Below are 12,755 nucleotides of genomic sequence, written 5' to 3'. Positions count from 1 at the left end.
CTCACCCGAGCTCGGACAGCGCCTCCGGGGCGGGCTCCGGCTCGGGGGCGAGCACGGCCCGGAGGTCCTTGACGGACCGGCGCCACGCCGGCCCCTCCTCGGTCTCGTCCCAGAGCTCGGCGAGCTCGGACTCCTCCGCGACCACCCGGTCGAGGGCTTGCACGGCCAGCTGGCGCAGGTCGGCGGAGAGGACCGGGAGGGGTTCGTCCGGGCCGTAGGCGGTGGTGACCGGCTCGCCGTTCGGGCACTGCGCGGCGACGAGGGCCGCGGCGGCCACCGCCTTCTCCCCGTCCCAGGCGTCCTGGTAGTCCTCGGCCCCGGTGTCGGCGGCGACCGTCAGGACGCGGCGGATCAGGGCCTCCCGCTCCTCCGGGGCCGCCTCGTCCAGGGCGCCCGCGAAGTCCGCGGCGGTGTCGTTGTCGAAGTGGCCGGTGTCCCAGGTACCCATGGTGCTCTCCTCGGTTGCTGTGCCCGCATCCTCGCACCGCCCTCCGACAATCGAGCCGCTGCCCCCGCCCCGCCCTGAGCCGGCGTCATGCCCGACCCGTCCGTCAGAGCCCGCCGGCCGTCCGGCGGACGGCGTCGCGCAACCAGTGGTGGGCGCCGTCGGCGGCGTGGCGCGGGTGCCAGGCCATCCCGACGGTGACCGGCGGCAGGGGCAGCGGGATGTCGAGCAGCTGCAGGCCGGGGGCGGTGGCGGCGTCCGTGAAGGGGGAGGGAGCGGCACCGGGCAGGGCGGCCGGGACGAGGCAGACGACGTCGCCGAGCGCGGCGAGGGTCATGGCCGCGAGGTGGTCGGGCAGGGCGACGGACACACGACGGCTGAGGCCGAGTGCGGCGAGGGCGGTGTCGACGGGGCCGGTGAAGACGCCCCGCCGGCTGACCGAGACGTGCTCGGCCGCCGCGAACCGGGCGGGGGTCAGCGGGCCCTCGGTGAGCGGGTGGCCGCGGCGCACGGCCGCCGTCATCCGCAGGGTGACCAGGTCCTCGACCCGGGTCTCCGGGTCGGGGTGGTCGATGGAGCCGATCTCCAGGTCGACGCGGCCGTCCCGCAGCGCCGGTCCGCCCTCGCCCTCCTCCGTGCGGAAGCGCAGCGCGATCCCGGGCGCCTCGCGCCGCACCAGCCGCAGCAGGCCGGGGGCCAGCGCGGCCCCGACCAGGTCGGCGGCCTGGAGGGTGAAGGTGGTGCGCAGCGCGGCGGGGTCGCCTACCGCGCCCTGGCCAATCCGTCCTTCTTCGAGAACCTCCTGGAGGAGGTGGACTCGATCCGCGAGCGCGGGGTCTTCACCGACGTCCTGGAGGCCGGCCGCAGGGGCGCCGATGGTGGCCGTCGCCGACATCGCCGCCGCGGCCGCCGGCCTGCTGCGACGTCGGCAACCAGCTTCGAGCAGTGGTGCGCCCGGGTCCTCGGGCCCGCCGTGCTCTCCTGACGACCCATCGCCCCGCACCGGGACCCCGCGGCGTCAGCCGCCGGCGGCGTCCGCGATGCGCGCCTGAAGGGCGGCGGCCAGCGACTCGACGGCCGCCGTGGTGAAGGCGTGCTCGTTGTAGCGCAGCCAGCAGACCAGGGAGCCGTCCGGCTGTTCGGTGGCGGCGAGTTCGGGGACGTGACGGTCGCCGCCGGGCAGCGGGTAGGGCACGGTGGCGCTGCGCGGGACCTCCCACGCCGTGCAGGCCAGGCCCGGGAGCTGGGCGGGCGCGTTCCAGCTCTCGTAACGGATCCAGGCGGCGAACGGCACCAGCGGGCTGAACTCCGCGAACGGGTACAGCTGCCGGTCCAGCGCCGCGGTGGCGGTGTCCCGGACCCGGGCGAGGAGTTCGGCGAATCCGGGGGCGCCGGAGGCGTCCACCCGCAGCAGCAGGGACTGCACGAAGCAGCCGACGGCCTGTTCGGCCTCGGGGGTGGTGCGGCCGGGGACGGGCGTCATCAGGACCAGGTCGTCCTGCCCGCTGCGCTCCGCCAGCAGGCCGAGCCAGACGGTGGCGAGCGCCTGGAACGGGGTCGCCCCGGCCTCGGCGGCCCGTTCCCGCAGCGCGGTGGCCCGGGCGGCCGGGACGGTGAGGCGGTGGGCGGCGCTGAGCACCGTCTCGGTGTCGGCGCGCCCGGGGAACGGGTGCACGGCCTCCGGCGCACCGGCGAGGGTGCGGGCGAAGTGGGCGCGGGAGAGCGGCCACTGGGCGTTGGCGCGGGTGACCAGCTCGCCGAGCGTCGGCATCGGCCGGGGCGGGGGCGCCGGGCGGCCGCGGCGCAGCGCCGAGTAGATCACGCCGAGGTCGCGCAGCAGCACGCCGACCGACCAGCCGTCGCCGACGATGTGGTGGACGGCGAGCAGGACGGCGTGGTCGTCGGGTCCGCGGCTGACCACCGCCAGGCCCGTCATCGGTCCCTCGCCGACGTCGGTGAGCCGGTCCCGGACGGCGATGAGACGGGCCGACACCTCGTCGTCGCTCTCGCCCGGGGCGTCGACCAGCACGGCCTCGACCTCCGCCTCGGGGTCGACGACGGCGCGCCGGATCCCCGGTGCGGCGCCGGGCACCGGCACGAACCGGGTGCGCAGCGCCGGGTGGCGGCGGACCGCCTCGTACAGGGCCTCGGTCAGCAGCCGGGGGTCGAGCGCCTCGGTGACGCGGAACATGACGGCGACCGAGCCGACGTTGCGCCCCTCGGCCTCGGCCATCCAGCGCAGGAAGTTCTCCTGCTGGGAGGTGAGCGGGATGTCGTGCGGCTGGGCGCGCAGTTCGCGCAGGAAGGGCGAGAGGTCGGCGTCGTCCACCGGGAGGAGGCCGCCGGCGTTCCGCGGGGCGTCGGCGAGCCAGGCGGCCTGGGCGCGCAGCGAGGGGCGTTCGAAGACGAGGGCGGTGGCGGCGGTGACGCCGAACTCGGCGGAGACGGCGGCGGCGAGCTGGACGGCGCGGAAGGAGTCCCCGCCGAGGGCGAAGAACTCGTCCTCCACGGCGGTGGCGGGCCGGCCGAGGATCCGTCGCCAGACGGCGGCCAGGGCGCGTTCGTGCTCGGTCGTGGGCGGGGTGCCGGCCGGCTCCTCGGCGGGCGCCTCGAAGCGGGCGCGCAGTTCGTGCTTGACGACCTTGCCGCTGGGGTTGCGCGGCAGCCGGTCGGTGACCAGGATCCGCACCGGCAGTTCGGCCCGCCCGAGCCGGGCGGCGAGGAAGAGCCGCAGCTCGTCGAGGTCCAGGCCGTCGGCGGCCGGCACCACGGCGGCCACCGGCACGGCGCCCATGACGGGGTGCGGCAGGCCGAGCGCGGCGGCGTCGGCGACCCTCGGGTGGGCGTGCAGGACGTCCTCGATGCGCAGCGTGGAGACCTTGAGGGCGCCGGACTTGATGACGTCGCTCTCCCGGTCGACCAGGTGGAGGTAACCGTCGGCGTCGAGCCGGCCGAGGTCGCCCATCCGCACCCAGCCGTCCCGGAAGACGGCGGCCGAGGCGGCGGCGCCGGCCGTGTAGCCGCGCGGCGGGCCGGGCTGGCGCAGCCAGACCTCGCCGACCTCGCCCGGTTCGACGGGCTCGCCGTCCTCGCCCAGCAGCCGCAGGTCGGCCGGGTTGGCGGGGCGGCCGACCGAGCCGGGGCGGCGGGCGTCGACGACGGCGGATATCTGGGCGGGGGACGCCTCGGCGGAGGTGTAGGTGTTGACGAGGGTCGCGGTCGGCAGGGCCTCGCGCAGGGCGGTGGCCACGGGAGCGGGCAGCGCGGCGGCGGAGCAGCTCACCAGCAGGACGCTGCCGAGGTCGTGGCGCTCGGCGACACCCGTGTTGAGCAGTTCGACGGCCATCGACGGCACCAGGAAGACGGTGCCGACCCGGTGTTCGGCGACGGTGCGGCCGAACTCCTCGGCGTCGAAGCGCGGCAGGCAGATCGTCGCGGGCGCGGCGACCAGGGCGTTGACCAGGACCACCTGGGCGGCGTTGGTGCCGATCGGGAAGGCGTGCACCGCGTGCGCGGAGTGGGCGTAGGGGCGCGGGCGCGGATCGAGCCGCTGGCCGGCGGTGAGGCTGGCGTGGGCGGCCTGCACGCCCTTGGGCGCGCCGGTGGTGCCGGAGGTGCCGATGACCTGGGCGAGGTCGCCGGGGCCGGGACGGTGCGGCGGCCGGTCCTCGCCCGCGCCGTCCGCCTCCAGGTCGGCGAGCCGCAGGCAGCGCAGGCCGGCCGCGGCCGCCCGGGCGTCGGCGTCGGGGGCGAGCGCCAGGGCCGCCGTGCTGTCGCCCGCGAGGCGCGCGGTGTCCTCGGCGCTCAGGTCCTCGCGGACGACGACGCCCGCCGCGCCCGCGTAGTGCGCGGCCAGGAAGGCCACCGCGTAGTCGTCCCAGGCCCGGTTGGGGAAGAGCAGCAGCACCCGCTCCCCCGGCCGCACCCCGGCCCGGGCGAGCCCGTGGGCGGCGCGCACCGCCCGCTCGCGCCAGGCCCGGTAGCCGAGCGCCGGGCGGCCGGGGACGAGCAGCGCGGGCCGGTCGGGGTGCCGCCGCGCCCGGTCGTCGAGCAGGTCGGGCAGGGTGAGCGCGTCGAGCGCCGAAACGGCGGTGGCGGGCGCGGCGCTGACGGTGGATCGGGTGCTGATGACGACTCCCGGTAGAGGCCAGGACGGGTGGCTGGTCCAGACCGTAGCGGTTCGGCGCCGTCACCCGCCAGAGCCGTCCCACGCCGGCGCCGGGGTCAGGGCCGGATTCGGGCTTCGCGCCGACCACCGCCCGGCCGCTCGGCACCGTCGAGGTCCACGCCGAGCGCAACGCGGCTAGCCCGCCCGGGCGGTCCGAGGGGTGTCGCACCGGCCGGTCGGGCGCGGCCGGCGGCCTCCCGGCCTACCGTGGGCCAGCCGCGGGCCGGTCCACCGGAGGGAGTAGCGATGCCCAGAGAGAAGCACCCGGCCGCCGTCGCCCTGGTGCTCCTGCTCGCGTGGGCGCTGGCCGCCTGCGGCAGCGGCGGGGGCTCCGGGGGCGGCGGCCCGGTCGTCCTCGACTGGTACAACTTCCCCGACGACTCCGGCGCGCTCCAGCAGGCCGCGGACAACTGCGGCCGCGACTCCGGCGGGCGCTGGTCCATCCGCTACAACAAGCTGCCGCGCACCGCCGACGGCCAGCGCCAGCAGCTGGTGCGCCGGCTCGCCGCGCACGACACCGGCGTGGACATCATGGGGCTGGACGTCACCTGGACGCCCGAGTTCGCCGAGGCCGGCTGGGTCCGCGAGTGGACCGGCCCGCTGCGCGAACGGGCGAGCGAGGACACCCTGGCCGCCGCGCTGCAGACCGCCACCTGGAAGGACCGGCTGTACGCCGTCCCGTACAACTCCAACACCCAACTGCTCTGGTACCGCGACGACCTGGTGCCCGCCGCCCCCGCCACCTGGGACGAGATGCTGGAGGCGGCGGAACGCCTGGCGGAGCAGGACAAGCCGCACTTCATCGAGGTGCAGGGCGCGCAGTACGAGGGCCTGACGGTCTGGTTCAACACCCTGGTCACCAGCGCCGGCGGCTCGATCCTCACCCCCGACGCGACGGCGCCCTCGCTCGGCGAACCGGCCGTCACCGCCGCCCGGGTGATCCGGGACCTCGCCCGCTCCCCCGCCGCCGACCCCTCGCTCTCCAACCAGATGGAGGACGAGAACCGGCTCGCGATGGAGTCCGGCACCGCCGCCTTCGAGCTCAACTACCCCTTCGTCTATCCGTCGATGAAGGAGAACAAGCCCGAGCTGTTCGCGCACTTCCGCTGGGCGCCCTACCCCTCGGTCGTCCCCGGGCGGCCCGCCACGGTGACCATCGGCGGCATCGACCTCGCCGTCGGCGCCTACTCGCGGCACCCGGACGCGGCCCAGGAGGCCGTGCTGTGCCTGCGCAACCGGGAGAACCAGCTGACCAACGCGCTCAAGGGCGGCCTGCCGCCGTCGCTGCGCAGCCTCTACACCGCCGCCGAGCTCACGCAGAGCTACCCGTTCGCGGCGGACGTGCTGCGGGCCCTCGACTCCGCCTCGGTGCGGCCGCAGACGCCCGCGTACCAGAACGTCTCGATCGCCGTCGCGCACGCCCTCTCCCCGCCGTCGGAGGTGGACCCGGAGCGCACCGTGGCCGACCTCGCCGGGCAGATCAGGGACGCGCTCGGCTCGAAGGGGTTGATTCCGTGACCGCGACCAGAACCGGGACCGCCGCGAAGGCCGGCGGCCGGCTCTCGGAGGGATCCCGGCAGGAGCGCCGGCTCGGCTGGCTGCTGTGCGCGCCCGCCGTGCTGGTGATGCTGCTCGTGACGGCCTATCCGGTCGGCTACGCCGTCTACCTCTCCTTCCAGCGCTACGACCTGCGCTTCCCGGACCGCTCCGAGTTCGTCGGCCTCGCCAACTACGGCGCCGTGCTGTCCTCCCCGTACTGGTGGCAGGCGCTGTGGGTGACGGCGCTGATCACCGTCGTCTCGGTGGCGGCCGAGCTGGTGCTGGGCCTGGCACTGGCGCTGGTGATGCACCGGGCGGTGGTCGGACGGGGGCTGGTCCGCACGGCGGTGCTCGTGCCGTACGGCATCGTCACCGTGGTGGCGGCGTACTCCTGGCAGTACGCCTGGACGCCCGGCACCGGGTACCTGGCGGCGCTGCTGCCGGAGGGCAGCGCGCCGCTCACCGAGCACTGGCCGGCGATCGGCCTGATCGTGCTGGCCGAGGTCTGGAAGACCACCCCGTTCATGGCCCTGCTCCTGCTGGCGGGCCTGGCGCTGGTGCCGGCCGAGACGGTGCGGGCCGCGATGGTCGACGGCGCCGGTTTCGGGCAGCGGCTGCGGCTGGTGGTCCTGCCGCTGATGAAACCGGCCATCCTGGTGGCCCTGCTGTTCCGGACCCTGGACGCGTTCCGGATCTTCGACAACATCTACGTGCTGACCGGCGGCGCCAACGACACCGGCTCGGTGTCGATCCTCGGCTACGACAACCTCTTCACCGCGCTCAACCTGGGCATCGGCTCGGCGATCTCGGTGCTGGTGTTCCTCTGCGTGGCGGCGATCGCGCTGGTCTTCGTCAAGGTCTTCGGCGCGGCCGCGCCCGGCGGCTCGGCGGAGCACCGGTGACCGCCCGGCAGGCCCGCTCGGCGACGGGCTGGGGCGTGGTCAACCTGGTGGTGGTGCTCTACGCGCTGTTCCCGGTCTGGTGGATCGCCGCGCTCTCCTTCAAGGACCCGGCCACCCTCACCGACGGCAACTTCGTGCCGCGCAGCTGGACGCTGGAGAACTACCGCGGCATCTTCCGCACGACCGAGTTCACCCGGGCACTGGTCAACTCCATCGGCATCGCGGTGATCTCCACCACGATCGCCGTCGTGCTCGCCACCATGGCGGCCTACGCGGTGGCCCGGCTGCGCTTCCCCGGCAAGCGGCTGCTGATCGGGATGTCGCTGCTGATCGCGATGTTCCCGCCGATCTCGCTGGTCTCCCCGCTCTTCGAGATCGAGCGGGCGCTGGGGATCTTCGACACCTGGCCGGGCCTGATCATCCCGTACATGACCTTCTCCCTGCCGCTGGCGATCTACACCCTCTCGGCGTTCTTCCGGGAGATCCCCTGGGAACTGGAGAAGGCCGCCAAGGTGGACGGCGCCACCCCCGCCCAGGCGTTCCGGCTGGTGATCGCCCCGCTGGCGGCGCCGGGCGTGTTCACCACCGGCATCCTGGTCTTCATCTTCTGCTGGAACGACTTCCTGTTCGCGATCTCGCTCACCTCCACGGACGCCGCGCGCACCGTGCCCGCCGCGATCGCCTTCTTCACCGGCAGTTCCCAGTTCCAGCAGCCGACCGGCTCGATCGCCGCCGCGGCCGTGGTGATCACGGTGCCGATCGTGCTGTTCGTGCTGTTCTTCCAGCGCCGCATCGTGGCCGGCCTGACCGCCGGCGCAGTGAAGGGATGACGCGGACCGATGGCGGAGATCGTCCTGGAGGGCATCACCAAGCGCTACCCCGACGGCTCGGTGGCCGTCCACGACCTCGATCTGACGGTCGCCGACGGCGAGTTCGTCATCCTGGTCGGCCCCTCGGGCTGCGGGAAGTCCACCACCCTGAACATGATCGCGGGCCTGGAGGACATCACCGGCGGCACCCTGCGGATCGGCGGGCAGGTGGTCAACGACCGGGCCCCCAAGGACCGGGACATCGCGATGGTGTTCCAGAGCTACGCGCTCTACCCACACATGACGGTGCGCCAGAACATGGGCTTCGCCCTGCGGCTGGCCCGGACCGACAAGGCGGTGATCGCCGCCAAGGTGGAGGAGGCCGCCCGGATCCTCGACCTCACCGAGCACCTGGACCGCCGGCCCGCCAACCTCTCCGGCGGGCAGCGCCAGCGCGTGGCGATGGGCCGGGCGATCGTCCGCGATCCCAAGGCGTTCCTGATGGACGAGCCGCTGTCCAACCTGGACGCCAAGCTGCGGGTGCAGATGCGCACCCAGATCTCCCGGCTGCAGCGGCGCCTGGGCACCACCACCGTCTACGTGACCCACGACCAGGTCGAGGCGATGACGCTGGGCGACCGGGTGGTGGTGCTCCGCTCGGGCCTGGTCCAGCAGGTCGGCCCGCCGCAGCGGCTGTACGACGAGCCGGCCAACCTGTTCGTCGCCGGGTTCATCGGCTCGCCCGGCATGAACCTGCTGCACGGCCGGCTGGAGGAGGGCGCGCTGCGCACCGCGCTCGGCGACCTGCCGCTGGGCGACCGGCTGCGCCGGCGGCTCACGGCGGCGAACGCGCCGCGCGAGGTGGTGGTCGGCATCCGCCCCGAGCACTTCGAGGACGCCGCGCTGCTGGAGCACCCGGTGGGCGGTGCGACCGTCACCGTGGGGATCGAGGTGCTGGAGTCGGTCGGCTCGGACGTCTTCGCGCACTTCACCGTGGAGGGCGACGCGGTTTCCGGCGGCGGCCTGGAGGAGGTCGGCGCGCGCCAGGAGGAGGCGGGCGCCGGGGCGCCCGGCCGCGAGGTGGTCGCCCGGATCGGCACCTCCACCCGGGCGGCCGAGGGCGCCCCGCTGGAGCTGTGGATCGACACCGAGCGGCTGCACGTCTTCGATCCGGCCACCGGGGCCGCGCTCAGCGGCGAGGAGCGGGTCACCGACGGGTAGGCCCGCCCTCCCGGATCACGCGGGGTTGGGACGCCCGGAACGGGGCAGGCGGGGGCGCGACCGTCCCCGCTCCCCCGCTGGACGTGCCGCACCGGACGGTTCGGGCGATCATGGGGGAACGCGCCTCGAAAGGTGGAATGCGATGTTCCAGCTCCTGTGGATTCTGCTCATCGGCTTCGTGCTCGGCGTGATCGCCAAACTGATCCTGCGCGGCCCGCAGGCGATCCCGTGGTGGCTGACCATGCTGCTCGGCGCGGCCGGGGCCTGGCTCGGCAACGCGGTCTCCGGCTGGATCGGCGTCCGGAACACCTCCGGGATCGACTGGATCCGCCATCTGCTCCAGCTCGGCTTCGCCATCGCCCTGATCGCCGTGGTCGCCCCCGCCTGGAGTTCCCGCCGGACCAGATGACGGTACGGCGCGACGGCGTCCGCGGCGGCGCGGCTAGACTCGCACGGCCGTACTACGGACCGGCCGTGGTCCACGACGACGGCCGGAGCACTGGACGACCGTCCGACCCCGGCGCGGATGCCGATGACCGCGCCGGCCTGCGGACGCCGAAATCGCGAGGGAACAGAAGATGGTCGAGGCCTCCCCGAAGGTCGTTGTGGTCGTGCCCACCTACAACGAGCGGGAGAACCTTCCGGTCCTCGCCGGAATGCTGGCCGGCCTCGACCTGCCGAACCTCCATCTGCTGGTCGTCGACGACAACTCGCCCGACGGCACCGGCGAGATCGCCGACAAGCTGGCCGCCGAGTCCGAAGGCCGGGTCCGGGTGCTGCACCGCACCGAGAAGGACGGCCTCGGCCGGGCCTACGTCGCCGGCATGACCCGGGCCCTGGAGGACGGCGCGGACGTGGTCGTGCAGATGGACGCCGACCTCTCCCACCCCGCCTCCGTCCTGCCGCAGATGGTGGCGACCCTGCTGGCCGACGACACGGCGGTGGTGCTCGGCTCCCGGTACGTGCCGGGCGGGTCGACCGCCGCGGAGTGGCCGTGGCACCGCAAGGCGCTCTCCGCCTGGGCCAACCTCTACGTGAACACCATCCTCGGCCTGGGTGTGCGGGACGCCACCGCCGGCTTCAAGGCCTGGCGCGCCGAGTCCCTGCGGGCGATCGACCTGCCGTCGGTCCGGAGCAACGGGTACTCCTTCCAGGTCGAGCTGAACCACCGGGTGGTGCGGCTCGGACTCACCATCAAGGAGGTCCCGATCCGCTTCGAGGAGCGGGTCGAGGGCGCGTCGAAGATGAGCCTCGCGGTGCAGATGGAGTCGGCGCTCGCACCGTGGAAGCTGCTGCGCGAGGGGCGCCGCGGCAAGCCGTAGCGTAGGAGGTCCGCGTGGCCCTGGCCCCCGACCGGGCCGTCGCCCTGGTGCGGCGTGCCGCCCGTGAGCCCTTCGCCGTGCAGACCGCCCGGGCGACCGTCGCCGCCACGCTCTCCTACGTGGTGGCGACCTGGCTCAGTAGCGAACCCGCCCCGCTGACCGCCCCGCTCACCGCGCTGCTGGTCGTCCAGGTCACCGTCTACTCCACGCTCACCACCAGCATCCGCCGGGTGAACTCGGTGGTGGTCGGCGTGCTGATCGCGATCGGCTTCAGCTCGGTGGTCGGGCTCTCCTGGTGGAGCCTCGGACTGATCATCCTGGCCTCGCTGGTGATCGGCCGGTTCGTCCGGGTGGACGAGTTCGTCCAGGAGGTCGCGATCAGCGCGATGCTGATCCTCGGCGTCACGCAGGTGACCTCCCAGGCCTGGGACCGGGTGCTGGAGACGCTGATCGGCGCGACCGTCGGCCTGCTGTTCAACCTCGTCTTCGCCCCGCCGCTCTGGGTGGACACCGCGGGCGAGTCGATCGAGGACCTCTCCCGCCGGGCCCGGCACCTGCTGCTCGACCTCTCCGACCAGCTGGGCCGGCCGACCCCGGTCGCGGACGCCGCCGAACGGCTGCACGAGGCCCGCCGGCTCGACCAGGCGATCGCCGACGTCGACGCGGCGCTGCGGCAGGCCGAGGACAGCCTGCGGTTCAACCCGCGGATCAGCGAGGGGCTGCTGTCCCGGCTGGTGCTGCGCACCGGGCTGGACACCCTGGAGATCTGCGTGGTGGTGATCCGGGTCATCTCGCGCTCGCTGACCGACCTCGCCAAACGGCGCGCGCCCGGCGAGCCGCTGGTCGCGCCGGGGCTGGCGGTGGCACTGGAGGAGCTGCTCGCGCACGTCGGCGGCGCGCTGGTGAGCTTCGCCGTGCTGGTGACCACCCAGGTCAGCCGGAACGCCGAGGAGGCCGAGGAGCGGCTCACCGCCGAGCTGGCCGCCGCCTGGGCGAGCCGGGAGAACGTCGCCCGGCTGCTGCTGGAGCAGGTGCGGGCGCACCCGGACGCCTGGCACCTGCTCGGCTCGCTGCTGACCGAGGTCGACCGGATCCTCGACGAGCTGGACCTGGAGCACCGCTCGCGGCGGCTGATGGAGGAGCTGGACCGGGCGTCGGTGGCGAGCCGGGAGCGGTTCTCCCGGCTCGGCCGGCTGCGCCGGTGGATGCGCGGCGACCGGCCGGGGTTCGGCCGGGTGCGCCGGCGGCGCAGGCAGCGCAGGCGCGCCCGCCGGGCCTGAGCGAGGACCGGGCGACCGGCGACCGGCGTCCGGCGTCCGGCGTCCGGCGTCCGGTTCAGGGGGCCGCCGGGGTCACGGCACCGTCCAGGGGTCCTGCGGGAGCGGGTGGCCGGTCTCCAGGTAGGTCTTCAGATTGGACAGCACGGCCGACCAGCCCGCCTCGGCGTCCGCGCGCTCGGCCTCGTCGGCCAGGTTCTCGTGGGTGACGGTCAGCCGGGTGAGGTCCTGGTGGGCGTACAGCTCGAAGGTCACCCGGGACGGCCCGGCAGGCCGTTCCTCCCCGGGGCCGGACCAGGTGGTGACCAGGAGGTTCGGCCGGTCGGCGGCCTCCACCGTGCCGAACGCGTCGGCGACGCCGGAGCCGTCCGCGCGCTGGTGCTCCCAGCGGGCGCCCACCTGCCAGGTGGAGACGTTGCGGTGGCCCCAGTAGAGAGCGGCCTCGTCCGGGTTGGTCAGCGCGTGCCAGACCCGCTGCGGGGCGGCGTGCAGGTAGGAGATGTGGCGGTAGGCGGGGACGGCCACGCGCTCACCCCTCGGCCGCGTCGAGCAGCTGCCGGATGTCGATCCGGCGCATGGTGAGCATCGCCCGAGTCACCCGGGCGGCCTTCGCGCGGTCCGGGTCGGAGACCAGGTCGATCAGCACCCGGGGGGTGATCTGCCAGGAGAAGCCCCAGCGGTCCTTGAGCCAGCCGCACTGGCTCTCCTGGCCGCCGCCCTCCAGCAGCGCCGCCCAGAGCCGGTCCACCTCCGCCTGGTCGTCGCACTGCACCTGGAGCGAGACGGCCTCGGTGAACGGGAAGAGCGGGCCGCCGTTGAGGGCGACGAACGGGCGGCCGTCGAGTTCGAAGGCGACGGTCAGCACGGTGCCGGGCGTGCCGGGGCCCGCCTCGGTGTAGCGGGTGACCTCGGTGATCCGCGAGTTCGGGATGACCGAGGTGTAGTGGCGGACGGCCTCCTCGGCCTGGTCGTCGAACCAGAGGCATGGGGTGATCTGCTGCATGGAGCCGACGGTAGCGGCGGGTCCGGGCCGGGCGGGGGCGCCACGGCCGGGGGTCACCGGTTCGGCGCC

General features: G+C 74.5%; 11 protein-coding genes and 1 pseudogene. 7 read left to right on the top strand and 5 right to left on the bottom strand.

Going from position 1 to position 12,755, the window contains the following annotated elements:
- Window position 1: 1 nt before the first annotated feature.
- The 3 genes from ABT093_RS11420 to ABT093_RS11410 all read right to left on the bottom strand — a co-directional run bounded on the left by ABT093_RS11420 (window position 2) and on the right by ABT093_RS11410 (window position 4,499).
- Complete coding sequence (locus ABT093_RS11420; protein ID WP_350562903.1) at window positions 2-448, bottom strand: DUF4259 domain-containing protein; 447 nt, start codon at window positions 446-448, stop codon at window positions 2-4.
- Window positions 449-551: 103 nt separating this feature from the next.
- On the bottom strand, window positions 552-1,340 hold the full coding sequence (locus ABT093_RS11415; RefSeq protein ID WP_350562901.1) for a LysR substrate-binding domain-containing protein: 789 nt from the start codon (window positions 1,338-1,340) through the stop codon (window positions 552-554).
- A 123-nt stretch (window positions 1,341-1,463) separates the two neighbouring features.
- The gene (locus tag ABT093_RS11410) at window positions 1,464-4,499 is read right to left on the bottom strand and encodes an AMP-binding protein (RefSeq protein WP_350563145.1); all 3,036 of its coding nucleotides are present in this window, start codon (window positions 4,497-4,499) and stop codon (window positions 1,464-1,466) included.
- Between the two features lie 360 nt (window positions 4,500-4,859).
- On the opposite strand from ABT093_RS11410, the gene ABT093_RS11405 reads away from it, so the two are divergent.
- From ABT093_RS11405 to ABT093_RS40950, 7 genes and pseudogenes are all read left to right on the top strand, one after another.
- Window positions 4,860-6,131, top strand: a complete 1,272-nt coding sequence (locus ABT093_RS11405; RefSeq protein WP_350562899.1) for an ABC transporter substrate-binding protein — start codon at window positions 4,860-4,862, stop codon at window positions 6,129-6,131.
- Window positions 6,128-7,054, top strand: a complete 927-nt coding sequence (locus ABT093_RS11400) for a carbohydrate ABC transporter permease (RefSeq protein ID WP_350562897.1) — start codon at window positions 6,128-6,130, stop codon at window positions 7,052-7,054. The genes ABT093_RS11405 and ABT093_RS11400 overlap by 4 nt, the downstream gene beginning before the upstream one ends.
- Window positions 7,051-7,884, top strand: coding sequence for a carbohydrate ABC transporter permease (locus tag ABT093_RS11395; protein WP_350562895.1), 834 nt, complete (start codon window positions 7,051-7,053; stop codon window positions 7,882-7,884). The genes ABT093_RS11400 and ABT093_RS11395 overlap by 4 nt, the downstream gene beginning before the upstream one ends.
- Before the next feature lie 9 nt (window positions 7,885-7,893).
- Window positions 7,894-9,084, top strand: coding sequence for an ABC transporter ATP-binding protein (locus ABT093_RS11390; protein WP_350562893.1), 1,191 nt, complete (start codon window positions 7,894-7,896; stop codon window positions 9,082-9,084).
- A gap of 142 nt (window positions 9,085-9,226) precedes the next feature.
- Window positions 9,227-9,493 carry a GlsB/YeaQ/YmgE family stress response membrane protein gene (locus ABT093_RS11385; protein ID WP_350562891.1) on the top strand — a complete coding sequence of 89 codons (267 nt, stop codon included), beginning with the start codon at window positions 9,227-9,229 and terminating at the stop codon, window positions 9,491-9,493.
- 169 nt (window positions 9,494-9,662) lie between these two features.
- Window positions 9,663-10,406, top strand: a complete 744-nt coding sequence (locus ABT093_RS11380) for a polyprenol monophosphomannose synthase (RefSeq protein WP_350562889.1) — start codon at window positions 9,663-9,665, stop codon at window positions 10,404-10,406.
- Window positions 10,407-10,420: 14 nt separating this feature from the next.
- Window positions 10,421-10,834: pseudogene (locus ABT093_RS40950) on the top strand (FUSC family protein); the annotation flags it as partial.
- 924 nt (window positions 10,835-11,758) lie between these two features.
- Here ABT093_RS40950 and ABT093_RS11370 read toward each other — a convergent pair.
- Both ABT093_RS11370 and ABT093_RS11365 read right to left on the bottom strand, forming a co-directional pair.
- A complete protein-coding gene (locus ABT093_RS11370) occupies window positions 11,759-12,208 on the bottom strand; it encodes an SRPBCC domain-containing protein (RefSeq protein WP_350562887.1) in 450 nt (149 codons plus the stop codon).
- A gap of 4 nt (window positions 12,209-12,212) precedes the next feature.
- Window positions 12,213-12,686 (bottom strand): VOC family protein, encoded by a 474-nt coding sequence (locus ABT093_RS11365; RefSeq protein WP_350562885.1) that lies wholly within the window; start codon window positions 12,684-12,686, stop codon window positions 12,213-12,215.
- Window positions 12,687-12,755: the final 69 nt, after the last annotated feature.

The sequence above is a fragment of the Kitasatospora sp. NPDC002551 genome, assembly GCF_040296005.1.
Classification (GTDB): Bacteria; Actinomycetota; Actinomycetes; order Streptomycetales; family Streptomycetaceae; genus Kitasatospora.
This window is presented reverse-complemented; position numbering and strand designations above follow the sequence as displayed.